The organism is Streptomyces gossypii, from assembly GCF_025165795.1.
Lineage (GTDB): Bacteria > Actinomycetota > Actinomycetes > Streptomycetales > Streptomycetaceae > Streptomyces > Streptomyces gossypii.
In genome coordinates, this window is record NZ_JAJAGO010000010.1 from 143,513 (window position 1) to 167,496 (window position 23,984).

General features: G+C 71.2%; 14 protein-coding genes. 2 read left to right on the forward strand and 12 right to left on the reverse strand.

The features are described 5' to 3' along the window. Positions 1–233: 233 nt before the first annotated feature. Positions 234–947, reverse strand: coding sequence for a response regulator (locus LHJ74_RS21740; RefSeq protein WP_260219810.1), 714 nt, complete (start codon positions 945–947; stop codon positions 234–236). Then, entirely contained in the window at positions 944–2,674 is a 1,731-nt protein-coding gene (locus LHJ74_RS21745) for an ATP-binding protein (RefSeq protein WP_260219811.1), read from the reverse strand. Before LHJ74_RS21745 ends, LHJ74_RS21740 begins: the two co-directional genes overlap by 4 nt. Positions 2,675–2,894: 220 nt before the next feature. Between LHJ74_RS21745 and LHJ74_RS21750 the strand changes: the two genes are divergently transcribed. After that, positions 2,895–4,325: a cation:dicarboxylate symporter family transporter gene (locus tag LHJ74_RS21750; RefSeq protein WP_260219812.1), complete on the forward strand. Its 1,431-nt coding sequence runs from the start codon at positions 2,895–2,897 to the stop codon at positions 4,323–4,325. 104 nt (positions 4,326–4,429) lie between these two features. On the opposite strand, the gene LHJ74_RS21755 is transcribed toward LHJ74_RS21750, so the two are convergent. From LHJ74_RS21755 to LHJ74_RS21790, 8 genes are all read right to left on the reverse strand, one after another. Further along, entirely contained in the window at positions 4,430–4,933 is a 504-nt protein-coding gene (locus tag LHJ74_RS21755) for a GNAT family N-acetyltransferase (protein ID WP_260219813.1), read from the reverse strand. Positions 4,934–5,194: 261 nt separating this feature from the next. After that, positions 5,195–6,052, reverse strand: a complete 858-nt coding sequence (locus LHJ74_RS21760; protein ID WP_260219814.1) for a serine/threonine kinase C-terminal domain-containing protein — start codon at positions 6,050–6,052, stop codon at positions 5,195–5,197. Then, positions 6,049–6,486 carry a hypothetical protein gene (locus LHJ74_RS21765; protein WP_260219815.1) on the reverse strand — a complete coding sequence of 146 codons (438 nt, stop codon included), beginning with the start codon at positions 6,484–6,486 and terminating at the stop codon, positions 6,049–6,051. Before LHJ74_RS21765 ends, LHJ74_RS21760 begins: the two co-directional genes overlap by 4 nt. Then, complete coding sequence (locus tag LHJ74_RS21770; RefSeq protein ID WP_260219816.1) at positions 6,483–8,156, reverse strand: AbeC-like domain-containing protein; 1,674 nt, start codon at positions 8,154–8,156, stop codon at positions 6,483–6,485. Before LHJ74_RS21770 ends, LHJ74_RS21765 begins: the two co-directional genes overlap by 4 nt. A 109-nt stretch (positions 8,157–8,265) precedes the next feature. After that, complete coding sequence (gene glgB / locus LHJ74_RS21775) at positions 8,266–10,626, reverse strand: 1,4-alpha-glucan branching enzyme (RefSeq protein WP_260219818.1); 2,361 nt, start codon at positions 10,624–10,626, stop codon at positions 8,266–8,268. Positions 10,627–10,736: 110 nt separating this feature from the next. Then, entirely contained in the window at positions 10,737–12,290 is a 1,554-nt protein-coding gene (locus tag LHJ74_RS21780; RefSeq protein ID WP_260219819.1) for a maltokinase N-terminal cap-like domain-containing protein, read from the reverse strand. 988 nt (positions 12,291–13,278) lie between these two features. Beyond that, positions 13,279–15,009, reverse strand: a complete 1,731-nt coding sequence (gene treS / locus LHJ74_RS21785) for a maltose alpha-D-glucosyltransferase (protein WP_260219820.1) — start codon at positions 15,007–15,009, stop codon at positions 13,279–13,281. After that, entirely contained in the window at positions 15,006–17,027 is a 2,022-nt protein-coding gene (locus tag LHJ74_RS21790) for an alpha-1,4-glucan--maltose-1-phosphate maltosyltransferase (protein ID WP_260219821.1), read from the reverse strand. Before LHJ74_RS21790 ends, treS begins: the two co-directional genes overlap by 4 nt. Before the next feature lie 303 nt (positions 17,028–17,330). Here LHJ74_RS21790 and glgP point away from each other — a divergent pair, with 303 nt between their 5' ends. After that, complete coding sequence (glgP, locus tag LHJ74_RS21795) at positions 17,331–19,919, forward strand: alpha-glucan family phosphorylase (RefSeq protein WP_260219822.1); 2,589 nt, start codon at positions 17,331–17,333, stop codon at positions 19,917–19,919. A 54-nt stretch (positions 19,920–19,973) separates the two neighbouring features. On the opposite strand, the gene LHJ74_RS21800 is transcribed toward glgP, so the two are convergent. Both LHJ74_RS21800 and LHJ74_RS21805 read right to left on the reverse strand, forming a co-directional pair. Beyond that, on the reverse strand, positions 19,974–21,941 hold the full coding sequence (locus LHJ74_RS21800) for a M4 family metallopeptidase (protein WP_260219823.1): 1,968 nt from the start codon (positions 21,939–21,941) through the stop codon (positions 19,974–19,976). A gap of 339 nt (positions 21,942–22,280) precedes the next feature. Next, positions 22,281–23,876 carry a M4 family metallopeptidase gene (locus LHJ74_RS21805; protein ID WP_260219824.1) on the reverse strand — a complete coding sequence of 532 codons (1,596 nt, stop codon included), beginning with the start codon at positions 23,874–23,876 and terminating at the stop codon, positions 22,281–22,283. Positions 23,877–23,984: the final 108 nt, after the last annotated feature.

Genomic DNA, 23,984 nt, shown 5'->3' on the forward strand with positions numbered 1-23,984 from the left:
TGGTGCGCGCCTTCGCCGCGTTGTCGTCAGTCGCCAACGCTCCGCGTTGACTCCCTCCTCCGCCTTGCGACGCCACGCACCAGACCCCGCTCACCGATCCAGCATGATCCAAACGACATACCCTAGGGGACCGTACGAGCGTCGCCATGACCGGTCAATAGGTCCTGCGCCGACGGCCGGGGCAGGGATGGGTGCGCTCGGGACGGGTGTGGTGTGGGAGGCGGATGTGGCCGTCAGGCCTGGGTGGCGCGCCACCGGTAGCGGAACTCCGGGCGCCCCACGCCGCCGTACTGCGGGCTCCGCTCCGCCTGCCCCGTGGTGACCAGATGTTCGAGGTAGCGGCGTGCGGTGATCCGGTTGACGCCGATCTCCTGGGCACCACTGCTCGCCGTCAGCCCACCGGCTCCCGCCGCGCGCAGGGCGGACGTCACCGACTCCAGCGTCGGACCGCTCAGCCCCTTGGGCGGTGTGGAGGGCTGCGGTGCCCGCAGCGTGGACAGCGCGCGGTCCACCTCCGCCTGACTTCCCGCCTCGCCGCCCGCGCCGTTGGTGCTGCTGCGGAACTCCGCGTACTGCTGGAGCCGGTCCCGGAGCGTCGCGAAGGTGAATGGTTTCAGCACGTGCTGGACGACCCCGAGGGACACCCCTTCACGCACCACCGTCAGATCGCGGGCCGAGGTGACCGCGAAGACGTCCGTGGTGTGCCCGGCACCGCGCAGCGCCCGCAGCAGCGAGAGGCCGTGGCCGTCGGGGAGATACAGGTCGAGCAGGATCAGGTCGACCGGCAGCCGGTCGAGCGCGCGGCCCGCCTCCGCGCGGGTGTGCGTGACGCCGGCCACCCGGAAGCCGGGCACGCGGGAGACATAGAGGGCGTGGGCGTCGGCGGCCACGGGATCGTCCTCGACGACCAGGACCTCCACGGGGGCCGGAACGGTGCGGTCGGTCATGCGGTGCCCCCCACCTGCGCGGACGGGGTGGGCGGCGCCTCCGTGCGCAGCGGCAGGCGTACGGTGAACTCCGCCCCGCCGCCCTGTGCCTCGTCCAGCCGTACGGTGCCCCGGTGCCGCCCCGCGGTCTGCCGCACCAGTGCCAGCCCGAGGCCGCGCCCGTCGCCCACCGCTTCGGTCGCCCCTGGGCCGGCTGAGGGGCCGGCGGCCTTTGTCGACCAGCCGCGCAGGAAGACGTCCTGTGCGTCGGCGGGGCTGACGCCGGGCCCGTTGTCCGCGACCCGGATCAGCAGCGCGGTGTACTCGTACGCCTCGCCCGCACCCGGCCGCTCGGCCCGCACGGTGACGGTGACCCGCGGCGTACGGGGCGCGGGGCCGGTCGCATCCGCGCCGTCCGCGGTGTCCGCCGTCGCCGCGGCGTCGACCGCGTTGTCGATCAGGTTGCCCACCATCGTCACCAGGTCGCGCGCCGGGAGCTGCGGCGGGATCAGCCCGTCGTCGATGCGGCTGTCCGGGGTCAGCGCCAGCTCCACGCCGCGTTCGTGCGCCTGTGCGGCCTTGCCCAGCAGCAGCGCGGCCAGCACCGGTTCCGCGACGGCCGCCACCATTTGGTCGGTCAGCGCCTGGGCCAGCTCCAGCTCCTCCGTCGCGAACTCGGCGGCCTCCTCCGCCCGCCCCAGCTCGATCAGCGAGACGACCGCGTGCAGCCGGTTCGACGCCTCGTGGGCCTGCGAGCGCAGCGCCTCCGCGAAGCCGCGCACGGAGTTCAGCTCACCGGCCAGCGACTGGAGATCCGTATGGTCCCGGAGGGTGACCACGGTGCCGCGCCGCTCACCGCCCGAGACGGGTGAGGTGTTGACGACGACCACCCGCTCCGCCGTCAGATACACCTCGTCCATCCGTGGCTCGGAGGCGAGCAGTGCGCCCGTCAGCGGCGCGGGCAGACCCAGCTCGGCGATGTTGCGGCCGAGCAGTCCGGGCCCCTGGAGTCCCAGCAGCTCCCGGGCGCCGTCGTTGACCAGCGCGATCCGGCGCTGCCCGTCCAGCATCAGCAGACCCTCGCGCACCGCGTGCAGCGTCGCCTCGTGGTAGTCGCGCATCCGGCTCAGCTCCGCGGCGTTCATGCCGTGGGTGTGGCGGCGCAGCCGGGCGTTGACCACGTAGGTGCCCAGCCCGCCCAGCGCCAGGGCGATCCCGGCGGCGCCGATCAGCGCCGTGACCTGTTCGCGCACCTGCTCGCTGATGGCCTCGACCGCGATGCCCGCGCTGACCAGGCCGACGACGCGGTTGCCGTCCCTGACCGGCGTGACCACGCGCACCGAGGGCCCCAGGGTGCCGGTGTAGGTCTCGGAGAAGGTCCGGCCCGCCAGCGCGGGGGCGGTGTGGCCCACGAAGGTGCCGCCGATCCGCTTGGGATTGGGATGGGTCCAGCGCACCAGGTTCGTGTCCATGATGGTGACGAACGTCACGCCGGTGTCGTGCCGTACCTGCTCCGCGTAGGGCTGCAGCACCTCGCTGGGGTGCGGGGTGCGTATCGCCTCGGGTACCGAGGGCGAGTCGGCCACCGCCTGTGCCGTCGCCATCGCCCGGTGCCGGGCCGAACTCTCCGCCTGCTCGCGGTGTGTGAGGTAGGAGAAGACCGCACTGCCCGCCACCAGGGCGGCTACCAGCACGACCTGCATCGCGAACAGCTGGCCCGCGAGACTGCGGGGACGGGGGACACGCATACGGCCAGTCTGCCCCCGAGCGCGACGCTCGGTGGCACGGCGAGGGCGTCGTTCCGGTGAGGTTTCGTGCCGCCCCCCGTGCACGTAATGCACGTAACAGTGACCTGCGCCACAGCGGCGTGCATAGTCGCCGGGATTCCTGAACCTCGTATCCGGGGCGGCGACGCCCCGGGACAGCTGGTCCGGGAACGACCCTCAGCCGTCATCCCCTGGAGTCGACGTGTCCATCCAGTCTCCGCCCAAACGCCCGCGGGACAGAACGCACTACCTCTACCTCGCCGTGATCGCCGCGGTGCTCGCGGGGATCACGCTCGGTTTCGCCGCACCCGGTGTGGCCGTCGAGATGAAGCCCATCGGTGAGGGGTTCATCAAGCTCATCAAGATGATGATCTCGCCGGTGATCTTCTGCACGATCGTGCTGGGCATCGGCTCGGTGCGCAAGGCCGCGAAGGTCGGCGCGGTGGGTGGGCTCGCGCTCGGCTACTTCCTTGTCATGTCCACCGTCGCACTCGCCCTGGGACTCCTGGTCGGCAACGTGCTGGACCCCGGCAGCGGCCTCGACCTGACGAACGAGGTGCGGGAGGCCGGAGCCGCCGAGGCGGAGGGCGCGAGCGAAAGCACCGCCGACTTCCTGCTCGGCATCATCCCCACCTCGATGGTCTCCGCCTTCACCGAGGGCGAGGTGCTGCAGACCCTGCTGATCGCGCTGCTGGTGGGCTTCGCCCTCCAGGCGATGGGCAGGACCGGTGAGCCGGTGCTGCGCGGGATCGGTCACATGCAGCGGCTCGTCTTCCGGGTGCTGGGCATGGTCATGTGGGCGGCCCCCGTCGGCGCCTTCGGCGCCATCGCGGCGGTGGTCGGCGAGACGGGCCTCGACGCGCTCAAGTCGCTCGCGGTCATCATGATCGGCTTCTACACGACCTGTCTGCTGTTCGTCTTCCTGGTGCTGGGCCTGATCCTGCGGCTGGTCGCGGGAGTGAACATCTTCCTGCTGCTGAAGTACCTGGCCCGGGAGTTCCTGCTCATCGTCTCCACCTCCTCCTCGGAGTCGGCGCTGCCGCGGCTGATCGCGAAGATGGAACATCTGGGCATCAGCAGGCCGGTGGTGGGCATCACGGTGCCGACCGGCTACTCCTTCAACCTGGACGGCACGGCCATCTACCTCACCATGGCCTCGCTGTTCGTCGCCGAGGCGATGGGCGACCCGCTCGCGTTCGGCGAGCAGATCTCCCTGCTTGCCTTCATGATCATCGCCTCCAAGGGTGCGGCGGGCGTCACCGGCGCCGGTCTCGCCACCCTGGCCGGAGGTCTCCAGTCGCACCGTCCCGACCTGGTGGACGGCGTCGGGCTGATCGTCGGCATCGACCGCTTCATGAGCGAGTGCCGCGCCCTGACGAACTTCGCGGGCAACGCGGTCGCGACGGTGCTGGTCGGCACCTGGACGAAGGAGATCGATCAGGAGCGGGTGGCCCAGGTCCTGGCCGGAAAGCTCCCGTTCGACGAACAGTCCCTCGTGGACGACGGCCACGGGGCTGAGGTGGACGGCGCGGCCCACGGCGGCGGTGACGGAGGCGCCAACGGCGCTGGGACGGACGCGGTCAACGGCCTGCCCGCCCAGGCTGAGCCGACGAAGAGTCCGGCGGCCCATTAGCCGGGTGAGCCGAGAGCGGCGGAGCCGATCGTGTGCGTCTACGGCCATATCCTGGCCGTAGACGCACACGATGTGGGCGAATCCCGCCGCCACCCCGTCACCCGTCACCCGTCGGGCTCTGCCCAGGTGACCTCGTAGAACTTCACGCGCTCGTCCTCCGCGACCTGCCGCATGCCGGCCGCCAGCATGACCTTCTGGGAGGCGATATTGCCGTGGTCGGCGTCGCCCTTCACACAGACGATGCCTCGGGCGCGGGCGAACTCCAGCAGTCCGCGCAGCGCCTCGGTCGCGTATCCGTTGCCCCGCACCGAGGGGATCAGGGCGTAGCCGATGGTCATGCGGCCCGCCTCGTCCGGCGGTCCGTTGAAGCCCAGGCCGCCGATGGCCCGTCCGTCCTCGCGGCGGCGGATCTCGTAGTCGCCGAAGGGCTGCGGATTCCCGGTCGCCGCGCAGGCGTTCAGGAAGTCCCTTACCCCTTCGACGTCCCCCTCGGCCGGATACCCCGGCGCCCACCGGTCGTCGGGCCCCGGCTCGCCCGACGCCACTCGCTCCGCCTCGGCGACGGTCAGCGGGTGGAGCAGCAGCCGAGTGGTCAGAAGATCGTCCATAGCGGCGAGAACTATCATGCGGCACCCCGGAGCACACTCCGATTATCTGCCCGCTGTCTGCCCGCTCTCTGCGCGCCCGGTCGCCCGGACAGGGCCTAAGAGCCCCTGACAGAATGGGCGGTCGATCAGCTTGCGGCGTCTGGTGCGTGCGCTCGCAAGGCGGAGGATCGTCCTCGTACTGGGCGTACATGGACGACTCCGACAACGCGGCGAGCGCGCGTGCCAGGCGTCGCAAGCCGACCGCCCATTCTGTCAGGGGCTCTAAGGCTGTGCCCCCGTCCCTGGGCACGGGGTGCCCTCCAGGCAGAAGGTGGCGCGGGCTGTCTGGAGCAGACGGTTCTGGGATTCCCTGTCCTCGGCCGGGCCGATTGCGCGGATCGCGTACAGTTCGCCATCCTCCGCCTGGAAGCGCCGGTCGACGACGTACCGGAGGCCATGCTCAGGATGGACGTAGGTGTACTTCCACTCGGCCGACTTCCGTATCGGACCCGCGCCGCTGCCGTTCCTCTCGCCGATACGGCGCAGCGCGAGGCGCTCGTATGCGCGGGCCTTGCCCTCATCTCTGAGGAGGAGGCCCTCCGCGAGTTCGAGAGATTTGTAGGGCGTGGGGTCTTCGACCCAGAAGAGGTGAAGCTGACGACGGCGGTCCGGTGACTCGTAGGAGACGACCGGGGCGGCCACCCCCTGCTCCTCACGCCCTTCCCAGCCGTCCGGGACGTCCACGGTGAAACCCTCCGGGCCTGCGGCGCGGGAGAATCCGGGAACCGGCGCCGAGGACCCCGGAGCGGTGGAGGGCACCGGGGCCCCGTCTCCGGGCCGCTTCGTGCCCTTGTCGTCCGGTGGCGCCACGGGTGCGGAGGCGGACGGCGAAGCGGACGGGGCGGCATCGCTCTTCGCGCCCGGCGCCTCGTCACGTACGAGGAACCAGCCCCCCGTTCCGGCCGCCGCGCCGAACAGCACCATGGCAAGGCCCGCAAGCACCAGCCGTTGCGGACGGGTGGGGTGCGGGCGGTGCGGATCTCCGGGAGGGGCCGGGGGAGCGGGATCGCCCGGGGCCGCCTGCCGCATGCCCTCGGCGTCGTCGGTCCAGCGCTGACGGTCCGGGTCCCACTGCCTCATTGCATCAGCTCCCCCACCGCCTGGGTGACGGCCGCCGCCGACGCCAGTCCTCCGACGGCGGTCGCGCCCGCCTCCAGACGGGCCCGCAGACGCTCCAGTCGGCTGGAGTCCGCTCGGCCCGTACGAGCGATGTCACCCTGGACCTCCTCGAGTTCGCCGTCCACCTCCGCCGTCTCCTCCGTGGGCTGGAGCAGCCGGATGTGTTCACGCAGGGTGTCGACCGCCTCCAGGAGCGCCCTTGTCGCCTCGTCCGTTGCGCCCTGCGGGGCGGCGTAGTGCGCGGCGTGGCCGTACGGGCCGGTGGCGATCGCACCGCCCGACATCGAGGTGATGTGCACCGTGCCGCCGCCCGCGCCCCCTTCCACTCCTTCGGCTGCCCGCCGCTCCTGTTCCGCCGCCCGGCCGCCCGTCGAGTCCGCTGGTCCCGTGTTCACTGCTGGTCCCCCTGCATGTGTGTGGCCCTGCCTTGAGCGCCGGTTGCCACGGCGCCGCCGCGCATCTCCCCGATGAAGATTCCGCCCTCGCGCACGTTCACGATCTGCTGCTCGAAGCGGTCGGTCTCGTAGCCGCTCTGCTCCAGCGCGTCCCGCACACCGCTCGCGATACGGTCCTGGACAGTCTTGATGTGGCGGCTGACGTCCATTTCCTGGAAGAGCGACAGGTCGTTCGTGCTGCCCAGTTCCCGCACGGAGGTGAGCGGCGCGTCCGGCAGCGCGCGCTCCGGTCCGTTGATCGCGGCACGGAAGGCCGAGACCAGCATGCCGACCGCCGCGATGCCTGTCGCGAAGGTCGCGGCAGGGGCGGCGAGCACCGCCTGCACGGACTCGCGCGGCACGTCACCGGGCCGCCTTGCCGCGAGGGTGTCCAGCTCTCTGAACTCCTCCGTGACGGGCCCGAGTACGTGCGGGACGACCTCGAGCACCAGCATTCCGCCCTGCGTGTGCACCCGCACGAGTACCGAGAGGACGATCTGCTCGTCCCAGGCACCGACGCGGATGCGCAGGAAGTGCCGGCGTGCCTCGCCGCCTTCGTTCACGGAAGCTGCCAGATGCTGTGCGACGGCCGACGGCTCGTAGATACCGGCGTCACGCGGCACTCCTGACGGCAGGTAGACGAACTCCTCGATCTCCAGCTGCCGCAGCCGGTCCCGGCTGGTGCGCTCTGCGGAGGCACGCAGCGCGATGAGCCGCGGCTTGATCAGATCGATGACCGTGCGGCTGGTCAGCGGAACTTCTCCCTGGTTCGGGACGGCCGCGACCGGCTTCTTGAGTTCCAGCGCCAGCGACCAGGGCTCGTACGGGCTGCCCGCGCCCACGAAGGGTCGGTGCGGGTCGTACAGAACCATGGACGCGTACTGCTCGCGGGCGATGGCCGCGCCGACGCGGCGGTAGCGCCGGCGGGCAGGCAACTCCGGGGGCCGGCGGTGCGGGAAGACCTCGTCGCCCAGCTCCTCCCGCATGACCGTGGCCACTCGAGTGCGCTGGACGCCGATGACGAGTGCCATGAGGAGCGGGAAGATGACCGAGGCGGGTTTCTCGGTGAAGCCGGCGAGGGCGGCCATCCAGTAGGTGAGCATCGCGCCCCAGGCGGGGACGATGAGCACCGCGCCCCAGAACGTGGGCAGCTTGGTGCCGCGCCTTCGCTGGTCCGTGTCGGTGGCGGGCCGGAGGGCTGAGACGGCGCGCGCCGCCCACAGGAAGAAGCAGGCGGCCCCGTAGAAGAGCGCCATACCGCCGGGGACGCTGAGCGCGTCACTGCTCGGCTCGTCACCGCCGGAGAAGCCGGCATCGGCACCGCTCGAACTCTCGAAGACGTTCGGGGTCGGGATGTTGAATTCCTTGTCCGTCATGGCGATGTCCACGCCGAAGAAGCAGATCCAGAGCGCCAGCAGGAGGAGCGCCGTGAACACCTCCCGACGGCGGGCGCGCAGCGCGTGCGCCAGCACGGACACGGCGTCGATGCCGAGGGAGGGCGCGGCCGGGCGCTCCTCGTGGCCGACCAGTTCGTCGATGACGCGGCGACGGAAGCCGTTGTCCAGATGACTGCCCGCGCACAGGAGACGAGTGGCCTCACTGTGAGCATGACGGCGTGCCGGAGCGTCCACAGATCCCTCGGCTTTCACTGACGATGTGACAGGGAGAGTCGAGAAGATACCGGACGGTGATGGTCTCTGCGTATCATTCGGACGAAAAAGGACAGAAGCTCCGGTTGGGTCAGGGGGCGTGCGGGTGCGGTGCGCCCGGGGTGACCGGTCCGCGTACCGGGCGGAGCCACACCGTGGCCAGCGGCGGCAGCGTGGTGCTCAGGGAGCAGGGGCGCCCGTGCGCCGGGACGGGCTCCGGGGTCAGCGGGGCACGGTTGCGCACGCCGCTGCCCCCGTACGCGAGGGAGTCCGTGTTCATCACCTCCGCCCAGGCGGGGATCTCCTCCGGCACACCAAGCCGGTAGCCGTGCCGTACGGCGGGGGAGAAGTGGGAGAGGGCGAGCAGCGGATCACCCGCCTCGTCGTAGCGTAGGAACACGAAGACGTTGTCGTCGCTCGCGTCGCAGTCGATCCAGCAGAAGCCACCGGGGTCGGTGTCGCGCTGCCAGAGGGCCGGCGTGCGCCCGTAGACCTGGTTCAGCTCGCGCACCAGATCGCGCACGCCCCGGTGGTCCGGCTCGGCCGAGTAGGCCGGGTCGAGCAGCCACCAGTCCGGCCCGTGGCCCTCCGACCATTCGGCGCCCTGCGCGAACTCCTGCCCCATGAAGAGCAGCTGCTTGCCGGGGTGCGCCCACATGTAGCCCAGATAGGCGCGGTGGCTGGCCCGCTGCTGCCACCAGTCGCCCGGCATCTTGGCGACCAGCGCCTGTTTTCCGTGCACCACCTCGTCGTGCGAGATGGGCAGCATGTAGTTCTCGGACCAGGCGTAGACCATCGAGAAGGTCATCTCGTTGTGGTGGTACTTGCGGTGCACGGGCTCCTTGGCCATGTACTCCAGGGAGTCGTGCATCCAGCCCATGTTCCACTTGAAGCCGAAGCCCAGGCCGCCGTGGTCGGTGGCACCGGTCACCCCGCCCCAGGCCGTGGACTCCTCGGCGAGCGTCACCACGCCGGGGCAGCGGCGGTAGAGCGTGGCGTTCATCTCCTGGAGGAAGGCCATGGCGTCCAGGTTCTCCCGGCCGCCGTGCGCGTTCGGAGACCAGGCGCCCTCCTCGCGCGAGTAGTCCAGATAGAGCATCGAGGCGACGGCGTCGACCCGCAGGCCGTCGAGGTGGAACTCCTCGCACCAGTAGACCGCGTTCGCCACCAGGAAGTTCCGCACCTCGCGGCGCCCGTAGTCGAACTCCAGGGTGCCCCAGTCCGGATGTTCGGCCCGTGCCGGATCGGCGGGCTCGTACAGCGGCTCGCCGTCGAACCGGGCCAGCGCCCAGTCGTCCTTGGGGAAGTGCGCCGGGACCCAGTCCATCAGCACGCCGATGCCCGCGCCGTGCAGCGAGTCCACCAGGAACCGGAAGTCGTCCGGGGAGCCCAGCCGGGAGGTGCTGGCGTAGAAACCGGTCACCTGGTACCCCCACGAGCCGCCGAACGGATGCTCGGCGACGGGCATCAGCTCCACATGGGTGAAGCCCAGATCCCTGACATAGCCGGGCAGCTGCTCCGCCAGTTCGCGGTATCCCAGGCCCGGCCGCCAAGAAGGCAGATGCACCTCGTAGACGGAGAACGGCGAGCGGTGCGGGGCCCAGCCGGCACGGCGCGTCAGCCAGTCGGCGTCCTGCCAGACGTGCCGCGAGACCTCCACGACGGAGGCCGTCGACGGCGGGCACTCGGCGCGCCTCGCCATCGGGTCGGCGCGCAGCGTACGCGTGCCGTCGGAGCCCGCGATCTCGAACTTGTACCGCGCCCCCTCGCCGATCTCCGGCACGAACAGCTCCCAGACGCCGCTGGAGCCGAGCGAACGCATCGGCAGCGCGGTGCCGTCCCAGTAGTTGAAGTCCCCGGCGACGCGCACGCCACGCGCGTTGGGGGCCCAGACGGTGAAGCGGGTGCCGGTGACCCCGGCATGCGTCATCGTGCGGGCACCGAGCGCGCGCCACAGCTGCTCGTGGCGCCCCTCGGAGATCAGGTGGAGATCGAACTCGCCGAGGGAGGGCAGGAATCGGTACGGATCGGTGAGCCGCAACTCGGTGCCGCCGTCTGAGCTGCCCTCCGCATCGCCGTACCGCACGAGCAGTTCGTACTCGGGGATTCCGGGCATCGGCAGCACCCCGGCGAAGAACCCGTCCCCCTCCTCGTGCAGTTCCGCCCGCAGCCCCTTCGCGAGCACGGTGACCGCGCGGGCGTACGGACGCAGCACCCGGACCACGATGCCGCCCCGCACCGGGTGCGCGCCCAGGCAGGCGTGCGGGTCGTGGTGCGTGCCCGACAGGAGGCGCCCGCGATCGCCCTCCGCGAGCGGCTCGGCGACCCGCACGCCGTGGCCGTGCGGGCGTGGAGGCGAGGGCGGGGCGGCCGACGGCGTGGCCGGACGGGAACGGAAGACCGCCGGAACGGTGCTGGGTGGCTGCGGCTGCTGGTAGGGGCTGAGTGTCATGGGACAGGCCCTCCGGGCTCAGTCGGGGCGGGTGAGAGTGTGGGCGGTCGCGCGGGCTGGCTGGCGGTCGCGCGGGCCGGGGTCGAAGCGGGTCAGGTCTCCGGAGCGGGTCAGGTCTCCGGAGCGGCCAGCCGACGGATGGCGGAAAGCGGGATGGGCAGCCAGCCGGGGCGGTGCCGGGCCTCGTACAGCACCTCGTACACCGCCTTGTCGGTCTCGAACGCGCGGAGCAGCGTCGCGTCGTCGCGCGGGTCCGCGCCCGTGACCTCGGCGTAGCCGCCGCAGTAGGCCGCGCGATTGGCCTCGGCCCAGAGGTGGGTCCAGCGCTCGCTGATGCCCTGCTGGCAGGCGGCGTAGTCGAACGAGCGCAGCATGCCCGCGACATCCCGTACGGCGGGCTGCGTACGGCGCCGCTCGTCGAGGGGACGGGCGGGCTCGCCCTCGAAGTCGATCAGACTCCAGCGCCCGCCGTCTGCGGCGCACAGCGCCTGGCCCAGATGCAGGTCCCCGTGCACGCGCTGGGCCCGCCGGGTATGGCCGCGCCGGGACAGCTCACCGAGCGCGGCGAAGGCGCTCCGCAGCCCCCCGCGGTACGGGCGCAGCGCGGGGACGGCGTGTGCGGCCGTGTTCAGCCGCCCGTCCATCTCCCGGGCGAGCTGGGCGAGCTGGGAGCCGTGCAGGACGGTGGTCGGCAGCGCGTCGGCCAGCCCCGCGTGCACCTCGGCCGTGGCCCGGCCCAGCGCACGGGCCTGACCGGTGAAGTCCTGCCGCCCGGCGAGCGCGTGCAGCGCGAGTTGCCAGCCGTCTCCGCTGCCCGCGAGGAAGGGCTGCAAGACGCCCAGGGTGAGCGTCGCGCGCCGGGGCGCAGGCGCCGTCTCGAACCAGGCGGTGGGCTCGGGCACCCGGTCGCACCCGGCGCGGGCGAGCGCGAGCGGCAGCTCCAGATCGGGGTTGAGGCCGGGGCCGACGCGGCGGAACAGCTTGAGGATGTAGGCGTCGCCGTAGACAACCGAGGAGTTGGACTGCTCGGCGTCCAGGGGGCGCGGCCGCAGCGTCCGGATGTCGGGGCGGGTGTCGCCGCGTGTGCTGGTCGTGCCGGAGCTGGTCGTGCCGGAGCTGGTCGTGCCGGAGCTGGTCATGCTGGTGCCGGTCATGCTGGTGCCGGTGCTGGTGCCGCCCATGCCGCCCGCGAAGCGGAGGGCTCCAAGCCGTCCGGGGGAGCGCAGCCGCTCCAGCAGCAGGCCCGTCAGCCGGGGGTCGTGCAGCGCGTCGTAGACCGCCAGTCCGCGCAGCGCTCCGGTCGCCGGACGCCCGATGAGCGCGGTCGCGAGACCGGGCGGGAGCACGGACCGCACACCGAGCAGCAGCTGGTAGCAGTCGGCTTCGGCGCCGGGAGCGAGCTCGGCGGCGGTGGCCGTCTGCCGGGCCCGTACGAGCATGTGCAGCAGCCCCGGCGCCGTGCCGTCGACGGCCAAGGGCAGCAGCTCAGTCGCGGTGACCGGAGTGAAGCCGCTGATCGGGTGGCCCTTCCCGGCGAACCACCGTTGCCGGGGCAGCCAATCGGCGAGCAGCGGTGCCAGCGAGTGGAGCAGCTCGGCACCGGCATGCCCGGTGGACGGGGGAGCGGGCGGAGCCGCCGTGAGGGGCAAGGAGCTGTCCGACATGCCATCCTTTCCCCGGGCACACGAAAGGTACGCGAAGTGTCCCGTTATGCGGCGTCTGCTGCGCGGCGGTGCCGGATGTGTTGACCGAGATTCCGCCGTGCGGCGTAGGCGCAGCCCGCCGCCACACCCCCATCCGAGGTCGCCGCGCCCCCGAGGCGGCGGGCTGCTGGCGTCCTCCGCGGCGTCCGGTGCTCCGCGCTCGCCTCTGCGAGGGCGCGCCGGGGACACCCGGCGTTCCCGCCGCACCCGGGCCCGCCTCCCCGGGCACCTCGCGCCAGGAGCACCTCGGCTGCCCGCCGACCGCTGCCTGGGCGGCACGCTCCGCCCGCGTCCGGGTATCTGGCCTCCGGCGGCTCCGTGTGCGTGACTCGGTGGCTGGCCGGACGGCTGCAGGTCCGCGCCCGTTGTCCGGCGATCCAGCTGGCTGGGCGGCTCGCTCGCTCCGCCCTGTCCGGGTGGCGGGGCCCAGGTGACCGCCCCCGGCGGTCCCGTGTGCCGGGGCACCGTGCCCTGGGGCTGGTCGGGGACGGCCGTGGACCGGGGGCCCGCAGGCCGGGCGCCGACCCCGGCGACTTCGGCGGTACGGACCGGGTCAAGCGGCTGAAACGCAACCGGCCCCGCCCCCAGAAGGTGCCCACACCGGGGCCAGAGGCGACTGACCCGGCGGCCCGTGTGCCGGGCCACCGCCTCTCGGTGGCCGGTGGGGGACGGCCGTGTGGCCGGGTGCGCTCTGCCCGGCGTGAGGCGGCCGGGCAACCGCGCTGCGCCCGCGGGCTGGTGGCTGGGCGGCTCGCTGCGCCCGCATCCCAGCCGCATCCAATCCGCTGCCCGGCCGCAGCGCGGGTGCCCGCGAGGCCGGGTTCCGACAGCTCCGCTGGTCGGGGATGCTCCGGCGCCCAGCTCCAGCTCCAGCCCCAGCCCCAGCGCCTCGTGGCGGGGTGGCCCGGTGGCCGGGCCACCCCGTTGGGCGGGGCTGGGACGCGGGAGGTTACGCCGCCGCGCGGACGCGCTGGCGGCGCAGGCGGAACCAGTAGAAGCCGTGCCCGGCGAGTGTCAGCAGGTAGGGCCACTCGCCGATCGGCGGAAACCGTACGCCGCCGATCAGTTCGACCGGTACGCGGCCGTTGTAGTCCCGCAGGTCCAGCTCGGTCGGCTGGGGGAAGCGGGAGAAGTTGTTGACGCAGACCACCAGGTCGTCCCCGCCGTCCCCGGTCAGCGGGGCTTCCCGCAGGAAGGCGAGTACCGCCGGGTTGGAGGAGGGCAGCTCCGTGTACGTGCCCAGGCCGAACGCCGGGTTCTGCTTGCGGATCTCGACCATCCGCCGCGTCCAGTGCAGCAGCGAGGACGGTGAGCTCATCGCCGCCTCGACGTTGGTGACCTGGTAGCCGTAGACGGGGTCCATGATGGCGGGCAGCGTCAGCCTGCCGGGGTCGCAGGAGGAGAATCCGGCGTTCCGGTCAGGTGTCCACTGCATGGGCGTACGCACCGCGTCCCGGTCGCCCAGCCAGATGTTGTCGCCCATGCCGATCTCGTCGCCGTAGTAGAGGATCGGCGAGCCCGGCAGGGACAGCAGCAGGGCGGTGAACAGTTCGATCTGGTTGCGGTCGTTGTCGAGCAGCGGGGCGAGCCTCCGGCGGATGCCGATGTTGGCCCGCATGCGCGGGTCCTTCGCGTACTCGGCGTACATGTAGTCGCGCTCTTCGTCGGAGACCATCTCGAGCGTCAGTTCGTCGTGGTTGCGCAGGAAGATGCCCCACTGGCAGCCGGACGGGATGGCCGGGGTCTTGGCCAGCACTTCCGAGACCGGGTAGCGGGATTCGCGCCGCACCGCCATGAAGATCCGTGGCATGACGGGGAAGTGGAACGCCATGTGGCACTCGTCGCCGCCCCCCGCGTACTCACCGAAGTAGTCGACGACGTCCTCCGGCCACTGGTTCGCCTCCGCCAGCAGCACGGTGTCCGGATAGTGCGCGTCGATCTCGGCCCGCACGCGTTTCAGGAAGGCGTGCGAGGCGGGGAGGTTCTCGCAGTTGGTGCCCTCCTCGGCATACAGGTACGGCACCGCGTCCAGCCGGAAGCCGTCGATCCCCAGGTCCAGCCAGAAGCGCAGAGCCGAGATCATCTCCTCCTGCACGACCGGGTTCTCGTAGTTGAGGTCCGGCTGATGGGAGAAGAAGCGGTGCCAGTAGTACTGCTTGCGCACCGGGTCGAAGGTCCAGTTGGACGCCTCGGTGTCGACGAAGATGATCCGGGCCTCCGGGTACTGCGAGTCGTCGTCCGCCCAGACGTAGTAGTCGCCGTACGGCCCGTCCGGGTCGCTGCGGGATTCCTGGAACCACGGATGCTCGTCGCTGGTGTGGTTCATCACCATGTCGATGATGACCCGCATGCCCCGCTGGTGCGCGGAGTCGACGAACTCGACGAAGTCGGCGAGATCACCGAATTCGGGGAGTACCGAGGTGTAGTCGGCGACGTCGTAACCGCCGTCGCGCAGCGGGGACTTGAAGAAGGGCGGCAGCCACAGGCAGTCGACACCCAGCCATTGCAGGTAGTCGAGCCGGGACGTGAGGCCCTTCAGGTCGCCGACACCGTCGCCGTTGCTGTCCTGGAAGGAGCGGACGAGGACTTCGTAGAAGACCGCGCGCTTGAACCAGTCCGGGTCGCGGTCCTTGGCGGGGGTGTCCTCGAAGGTGTCGGGGACGGGCTCGTTGACGATCATGAATTGGGTGACCCTCCGGTCGATGGGGACGGTCGCAGCGAGAACACGTGCGCCGGTGCGGGCATCCGGCCCGGCGCCAGGCGCACGTAGTTGTCCCTGCCCCAGTTGTGGGCTTCACCGGTGAGCTCGTCGCGCACCTGAAAGAGCTCGGCGCCACTCTCCTGCGCGGGAGTGAGGCCGAGTTCCGGGGTGTCCAACGACACCGTGGCCTCGTGGGTGTGGTGGGGATCGAGGTTGATCACGACAAGCACGGTGTCGGCGGAATGCCTTCCGCTTCGCTTCGAATACGCGATGACCTGCGGATTGTCGGTGGTGTGAAAGTGCACTCCGCGCAGCTGCCGCAGCGCGGGCTGCTCCCGGCGTACCCGGTTGAGAGTGCTGATCAGCGGGGCGAGACTGCGTCCGGCGCGTTCGGCCGCCGCCCAGTCGCGGGGCCGCAGCTGGTACTTCTCCGAGTCCAGATACTCCTCCCCGCCGTCCGGCGCCGCGCTCGCCTCGCCCAGCTCGAATCCGGCGTAGACACCCCAGCTGGGCGACATCGTCGCGGCCAGCACGGCCCGTACGGCGAAGGCGGGCAGCCCGCGCCCCTGGAGGTTGCGGGGCAGGATGTCCGGCGTGTTCACGAAGAAGTTGGGCCGCAGGTAGGCGGCGCACTCGCCCGCCAGCTCGCGCAGATAGGCCGTCAGTTCCGCCTTGCCGCTGCGCCAGGTGAAGTAGGTGTAGGACTGCTGGAAGCCGATCTTGGCCAGTGTGCGCAGCATCGCCGGGCGGGTGAAGGCCTCGGCGAGGAAGATGACGTCCGGGTCGGTGCGGTTGATGTCCCCCAGCACCTTCTCCCAGAAGGCGACCGGCTTGGTGTGCGGGTTGTCCACCCGGAAGATCCGCACCCCCCGTTCCATCCAGAAGCGCAGCAGGCGCAGCGTCTCGCGCACGATGCCCCGGTAGTCCTCGTCGAAGGCGACCGGATAGATGTCCTGGTATTTCTTCGGCGGGTTCTCGGCGTAGGCGACGGAGCCGTCCGTCCGCTTGTGGAACCACTCCGGATGCTCCTTCACCCAGGGGTGGTCGGGGGAGCACTGGAGCGCGAAGTCGAGGGCCACCTCCATGTCCAGCTCGCGGGCGCGTGCGACGAAGGCGTCGAAGTCCTCGAAGGTGCCCAGGTCGGGGTGGAGCGCGTCGTGGCCGCCCGCCCACGAGCCGATGGCCCACGGCGAGCCCACGTCGTAGGCGCCGGCCGTCAGCGCGTTGTTCGGCCCCTTGCGGAAGGTGTCGCCGATGGGATGGACGGGTGGCAGATAGACGACGTCGAAGCCCATCGCGGCCAGCGCGGGCAGCCGCTCGGCGGCGGACCGCAGCGTGCCGGTGACCGGGGGCGCCCCCTCCTCGACGACCGCGCCCTCCGACCGGGGGAACAACTCGTACCAGGCCCCGTACAGGGCGCGTTCGCGCTCCACCTGAAGCGGGAGCGCGAGCGATGCGGTAACCAGCTCGCGCAGCGGATACCGCTCCAGTACGGCCGTCACCTCCGGCGCCAGCGCGGCGGCCAGCCGGTCCGCGTCCGCCAGCGTGGTGTCGCGCAGCGCGACCGAGGCCGCCAGCACGGCCGCCCGCCCGCCGCCGCTCTTGGGCACGTCGGACGCCGCCCGCGCAAGCAGTGTCGCGCCCTCCTGGAAGGTCAGCTCGGTGTCGATGCCCGCCGGGATCTTGATCAGAGCGGTCTGCTGCCAGCTGGTGACCGGATCGCTCCACCCCTCGACGATGTAGGTCCAGCGCCCCTCCGCGTCCGGGGTGACCTCCGCGCTCCAGCGGTCCGTGCCGGGCTCCCCCTCCCGCATCGGGATCCAGGGGCCGGAGCGGCCACCGGGGTCGCGCAGTACGACATTGGCACCGACCGCCCCGGGCCCTTCGCGGAAGACGGTGGCGGAGATTTCGAAGGTCTCTCCGGTCACGGCCTTGGCGGGTCGCCGACCGCAGTCGACGAGCGGCTGGACGTCGAGCACGGGAATGCGACCGATCATGGGCTCACCTGCCAGATCTGCGAAAGTGTGCGGGTATCCGCTCATTTGTAGCGGTTCTGCGGGCCCCCGCAGCGGTGCGCCCGTGACGCCCGCTGCGCGCTCACCCGTCTGGCGGGCCCCGCGCTGGCGGGCGCCTGCCGGGTACCGGCGCCGGTCGACGCAATCCCCACGAGTACGGGGCGCAGGTGTCATTACCGTCGACGGACTCCGGGGTTCCGCACACGGGTGGAAGTGGTGGATGGACATGGGGACATGGCCGGAGGGTGCTCGGGCGGGCGGCGGTGCGCGCGTATCTTCGGGCGGATGAAGGCTATTCGTCGCATTTCGGTCCGTCCTGTCCTGCCCGAGCCGCTTCAGCCGCTCTCCGAACTGGCGCACAACCTGCGCTGGGCCTGGGATCCGGGAACCAGAGAGCTGTTCCGGGACACCTACCCCAAGGGCTGGGAGGCCGCCGGAGGCGACCCCGTGCGGCTGCTCGGTTCCGTACCGGCGGACCGGCTCGTCGAGCTCGCGCGGGACCGGCGGTTCCTGCGGCGGCTCACCGCGGTGGTGAAGGACCTGCGGGAGTATCTGGAGCAGCCGCGCTGGTACCAGCGCGAGGGCGACGGCCGGAACGGCAGGGAACGGCCGCGCGCCATCGCCTACTTCTCTCCGGAGTTCGGGATCACCGAGGCGCTGCAGCAGTACTCCGGCGGGCTCGGCATCCTCGCCGGAGATCACCTGAAGACCGCCAGCGACCTCGGCGTACCGCTCATCGGCGTGGGCCTGCTCTACCGGCGCGGCTACTTCCGGCAGAGTCTCTCCCGCGACGGCTGGCAGCTGGAGCGCTATCCGGTGCTCGACCCGCACGAGATGCCGCTGGAGCTGCTGCGTGAGAACGACGGAACGCCCGTCTCGGTGGTGCTCGCGCTGCCCGGTGGCCGGTCACTGTGCGCCCACGTGTGGCAGGCGCGGGTCGGCCGGGTGCCACTGCTCCTGCTCGACTCCGAGGTGGAGGAGAACGACCGCGCCGAACGCGAGGTGACCGACCGGCTGTACGGAGGCGGCGACGAACACCGGCTGCTCCAGGAGATGCTGCTGGGCATCGGCGGAGTCCGCGCGGTGCGCGCGTACAGCCGGATCAGCGGGCACCCGGAGCCGGAGGTCTTCCACACGAACGAGGGGCACGCCGGATTCCTCGGCCTGGAGCGCGTGCGCGAACTCGCCGTGCTGGGGCGGGGCTTCGACGCCGCGCTGGAGACCGTACGGGCGGGCACCGTCTTCACCACCCACACCCCGGTGCCCGCGGGCATCGACCGCTTCGACCGCGACCTGGTGGCCCGGCACTTCGGCGACGACGCCGAACTCCCCGGCATCGCCGCCGAGCAGGTGCTCCGGCTCGGTACCGAGAACCACGGGGGCGGCGATCCCGGCCGCTTCAACATGGCCGTGATGGGCCTGCGGCTCGCCCAGCGGGCCAACGCCGTGAGCACTCTGCACGGCACGGTGAGCCGTGAGATGTTCGCCGGTCTGTGGCCCGGCTTCGAACCGGCCGAGGTGCCGGTCGCCTCGATCACCAACGGCGTGCACGCCCCCACCTGGATCGCCCCCGAGGTGCCGCGCGACCCGGCCCGGCTGGCCGACGGCGAGCTGTGGGAGCTGCGCCGCACCCTGCGCGGCCAGCTGGTGCAGGAGGTACGGACCCGGCTGCACGCGTCCTGGCGCCAGCGGGGCGCGGTGCGGGCCGAACTGGGCTGGATCGACGGAGTACTCGATCCGGACGTGCTGACCATCGGATTCGCCCGCCGGGTCCCCTCGTACAAGCGCCTCACGCTGATGCTGCGTGACCCGAAGCGGCTGACGGAGCTGCTGCTGCACCCGGAACGGCCGGTGCAGATCGTGGTGGCGGGCAAGGCGCATCCGGCCGACGACGGCGGCAAGCGGCTCATCCAGGATCTTGTGCGATTCGCGGACGACCCCCAGGTGCGCCACCGCATCGTCTTTCTGCCGGACCACGGGATCGGTATGGCGCAGAAGCTCTGCCCCGGCTGCGATGTGTGGCTCAACAACCCGCTCCGGCCGCTGGAGGCGTGCGGCACCTCCGGGATGAAGGCCGCGCTGAACGGCGGGCTGAACCTCTCGGTGCGGGACGGCTGGTGGGACGAGTGGTTCGAACCCGACTTCGGCTGGGCGGTGCCCAGCGCGGACGGCGCGACGGCACCCGACGAGGACCGGCGGGACGACATCGAGGCCGCCGCGCTCTACGAACTGATCGAACGCCATGTCGCACCGCGCTTCTACGACCGGGGCCCGGTCGGCGGCGAGGTGCCCGGCCGGTGGATCGAGATGGTGCGGCAGACGATGGCGCGGCTCGGCCCCAAGGTCGTCGCCGACCGGATGGTGCGCGAGTACGTGGAGCGGCTGTACGCACCGGCCGCGCTCGCCCACCGGGCGATGGACACCCACGCGGCCGAGGAGCTGGCGGCCTGGAAGGCCCGGGTGCGGGCCCGCTGGAGCGGCGTGGTGGTGGACCATGTCGAGCAGGCTGGCTCGGCCTCCGCCTCCCTGGAGCTGGGCGGTTCGCTGGCGCTGCGGGTGCGCGTCGCACTCGGCGGGCTGCGCCCCGACGAGGTGGAGGTGCAGGCGGTGGCGGGCCGGGTCGACGAGTCGGATGTGCTCACGCCCGGCGAGACCGTACGGGTGCCGCTGAAGCCGTCCGGCGGACCTGATCTGGAGGGGCGCTGGACCTACGAGGGGCCGCTGGCGCTGGACCGTACCGGGCCGTTCGGCTACACCGTCCGGGTGCTGCCCGCGCACCGGCTGCTGGCGGGGACTGCGGAGCTGGGGCTGACCGCCGCCCCGCGGGACGATGTGGGGCTGTCCGGCGGGGCGGCGGGGGCACTCGTGGGCTGACGCCTGAACTGCTCAGGCTGAACTGCTCAGGCTGAACTGCTCAGTCCGGCCTGCTCAGAAGGTGAGCTTCCAGCTGTCGATGTAGCCGGTGTCGGCCCGGTAGACGTCCTGGGCGCGGAGCTTCCAGGTGCCGTTGGCGGTCTCCGAGGAGGCGTTCTTCGTATAGGTCTCCAGGACGTTGTTCGCGGAGTCGCCGTTGGAGTTCTTGAGCCGGTAGAGGGTGCCGTCCGGAGCGACCAGGTCGAGGACCAGGTCACCGCGGTAGCTGTGCTTGATGTCGACGGACACCTTGAGGTCGCTGGGAGCGTTGCCGCTCACACCGGTCACCGCGATGGAGGAGGTGACGGCCGCTCCGGCGTCCGGGATGTTGACGTTGTCGGTGTTCTCGAACTCGTCGCCGCCGGGCTCGCCCGGGTCGCCGGGCCGGTCGCCGACGTTGACGGCCGCCCAGGCGTTGGCGACGGCAAGCTGCTCGGGGCTGTCCGCGCCGTAGAGCTCCGCTGCTGCTTCCAGGGTGTCGGCGCGTGCGTCCGCGAAGGTCTCGTTCGAGTGCATCTTCTCGGTGAGCGCCTTGAACCAGATCTTCTCGGCCGCGTTGATGCCGATGCCGGTCACCGGCTGGTTGTCATAGGTGGGGCTGTCGTAGGACACGCCGTTGATGACCTTCTGCCCGCTGCCCTCGGACACCAGGTAGAAGAAGTGGTTGGCGATGCCCGAGGAGTAGTGGACGTCCACGTTGCCCGCGCCGGAGTACCAGTTGTCCAGGGAGGAGCCGTCCTTGCTGGGCTCGTCCATGTAGCGCAGCGGGTCGCCGTTGCCGAAGAGGTCGACCTTCTCGCCGACCATGTAGTCGCCGACGTCCTCCGGGTTGTTGGCGTGGAACTCGACGGCGGCGGCGAAGATGTCGGAGGTCGCCTCGTTCAGGCCGCCGGACTCACGGGAGTAGACGAGCCGCGCGGTGTTGGAGGTGACGCCGTGCGTCATCTCGTGGGCGGCGACGTCGATCGAGGTGAGCGGGTGCTCGTTGTTCGCGCCGTCACCGTAGGTCATGCAGAAGCAGGAGTCCTGCCAGAAGGCGTTCTGGTAGGCGTTGCCGTAGTGGACGTTGCTGGTGGCGCCGACTCCGTCGTTCCGGATGCCGTTGCGCTGGTGCACGTCCTTGTAGTAGTCCCAGGTGAGCGCCGCACCGTAGTGCGCGTCCACGCCCGCGGTCTGCACGTTGCTGGGCAGGCCGTTGCCCCAGACGTCGTCCGCGTCGGTGAAGACGGCGCCGGTGTCCGAGTTCCTCGTCTCGTGGCCGCCGCGCACGGAGTCCTCCATGCGGTACGACCCGGAGGAGCCGGAGGTGTCGATGCCGACGGTGCCGCTGTACTGGCTGTTGCCGGTGCCGTTGTGCACGCCCTGGTACTCGTAGAGCTTGTCACCGGTCTTGGCGTCGGTGATGACGTGCAGTTCGTTGGGCGTGCCGTCCTTCTGCTTGCCGCCGACGACCTTCTCCCAGGCCAGCGTCGGCTTGCCGTCGGCCGCCCAGATGACCTTGCGGGGCGCCTTGCTGTCCTTGGCTGCGGGCGTCTTGGGCTTCGCGTCGGCGGATGCCTTCGTCGTCGGCACGCTGATCTTCGTCTCGACGGCCTTGTCGACACCGTCGACGGCGCCCTCGGGCGTCCGGTGCACGATGACCTCGCCGCCGAGGACCGGCAGCCCGTCGTAGGTCTGCTCGTAGCGGGTGTGGGTCGCGCCGTCCTTGTTCTTGACGACGTCCCGCACCCGCAGCTCGCTCTTGCCGCCCAGGTCGAGAGCCTTGGCGGTGGCGTCCTGCTTCTGCTCCGCCTTCTGGAGCAGGGCGGCCTTCTGCTGCGGGGTCACCTTGGCGGGAAGGGCGCCGGGGTTGGCCTTGGATGCCTCGGGGGCGGCGCTGGCGGTGTTCGCCTGTACGCCTACGGCCACCATGGCTGCGGTGGCAATGAGGGCTCCGGCGGCTCTGGCGCGCTTGTTGGCGCGTCTGGGGGAGGTGGATCTCACGCGTGACTCCTTCTCTGCTCGGCCGGCGAGGGGCGCGGCCGTGTGGGGATGCCGGTCGGCGATGGTTCGCCGTCCGGCCCGTTCGGCAGATCAGTTGGAGCGATACTGCGTGTGGGGGGTGGTGGTACGGCGCATGTGCGGGCCTGTAGGGAGTGCTGCGCCGACCGGGAGCCAGCGTGCCACCGCGGGCGTGGTCTGTCAGGGTCGCGACAAGAGTTTGGCTGAAATCTGTCCGTTGCCCAGAGTTCAGTGTCCGGCTATCGGAAAGACGCCGCCCCGCCGGGGGCCGTGGGGCCTCCGGCGGGGCGGCGTGGGTCGTGCTGCGTGGGTCGTGCTGCGTTACGAGACGCTGACCGCGGTCCAGGCGGCCTCGACCGTCTTGACCTCGGGGCTGTCCGCTCCGTACAGCCCGGTGGCCGCGGCCACCGTGGCCCGTCGTGCGTCGGCGTAGTCGGTGGTGGACGTCATCTCTTCGGTGAGCGCCTTGAACCAGATCTGCTCGGCCTTCTCGATGCCGATCCCCTCGACCGTGGAGCCGTCCGCCGTCGGCGAGTTGTACTGGACGCCGTTCACCTCGCGCTCGCCGCTGCCCACCGACAGCAGGAAGAAGAAGTGGTTGGCGATGCCGGAGGAGTAGTGGACGTCCACGTCACCGGCGTCGGGTGACCAGAAGTCCAGCGAGGAGCCGTCCTTGCTGGGCTGGTCCATGTAGCGCAGCGGCGTGCCGTCGCCGTTGAGGTCGATCTCCTCGCCGACCATGTAGTCGCCGACGTCCTCGGGGTTGTCCGCGCTGAACTCGACGGCGGCGGCGAAGATGTCGGAGGTCGCCTCGTTGAGGCCGCCGGACTCCCCGGCGTACTCCAGGCCCGCGGTGTGGGAGGTGACGCCGTGCGTCATCTCGTGGGCGGCGACGTCGATCGAGGTGAGCGGGTGCTCGTTGTTCTGCCCGTCGCCGTAGGTCATGCAGAAGCAGGAGTCCTGCCAGAAGGCGTTCACGTAGTTGTCGCCGTAGTGCACGTTGCTGCTGGCGCCGACACCGTCGCCCTTGATGCCGTCCCGCTTGTGGACGTTCTTGTAGTAGTCCCAGGTGAGCGCCGCGCCGTAGTGCGCGTCCACGCCCGCGGTCTGCCGGTCGGCGGGGGTGCCGTCGCCCCAGGCGTCGTCGTCGTCCGTGAAGAGGTCGCCGCTGCCCTGACCGCCCTTCAGGTCGTACGTCTTGTGGTCGCCGCGCTCGCCGTCGGTGAGCGTGAAGGAGCCCGAGGAGCCGGAGGTGCCCAGTTCGACGCTGCCGGCGTACTGGCTCTCGCCGGTGCCGTTGTGCACGCCCTGGTACTCGTAGAGCTTCTTGCCGGTCTTGGCGTCGGTGATGACGTGCAGTTCGTTGGGCGTGCCGTCCTTCTGCTTGCCGCCGACGACCTTCTCCCAGGCCAGCGTCGGCTTGCCGTCGGCCGCCCAGATGACCTTGCGGGGCGCCTCGCTGCCCTTGGCCGTGGTGGCCTTCGGCTTCTCGGCGGCCGGTGCCGCCGTCGTCGGCACGCTGATCTTCGCCTTCGTCGCCTTGGTGACCCTCTCGGTGGCACCGGACTTGCTCCGGTGGACGACCAGGTCGCCGCCGAGGACGGGCAGTCCGTCGTACGTGCGCTCGTAGCGGGTGTGGGTGGTGCCGTCCTGGTTCTTGACGACGTCCCGCACCTCCAGCTTCTCCTTGCCGCCGAGGCCCAGCTCGCGGGCGGTCTCGGCCTTGGCAGCCGTGGCGTCCGCCGACTTGACGAGCTTGGTGTGCTGGGTGGCTGTCAGCGGCGCGGGCGCACCGCCGGAGTCGGCACCGTCCTTGGCGGGCGAGGCTCCCGCCGTGCCCGCGGTGACACCCGCCGCGACCAGTGCGGCGGTCGCGGCGAGCGCGGATATGCGGTGCTTCCTGCTGATGCTTCTCACTCGGTCTCTCCATCTGCCGTGGGGGGCCGGAACGGCGCGCCCGTGGGGGCAGGCGCTCCGGACAGAACTGAGGTACGTGTGACGCGTGTTTGTTCGTGTGACTTGCAT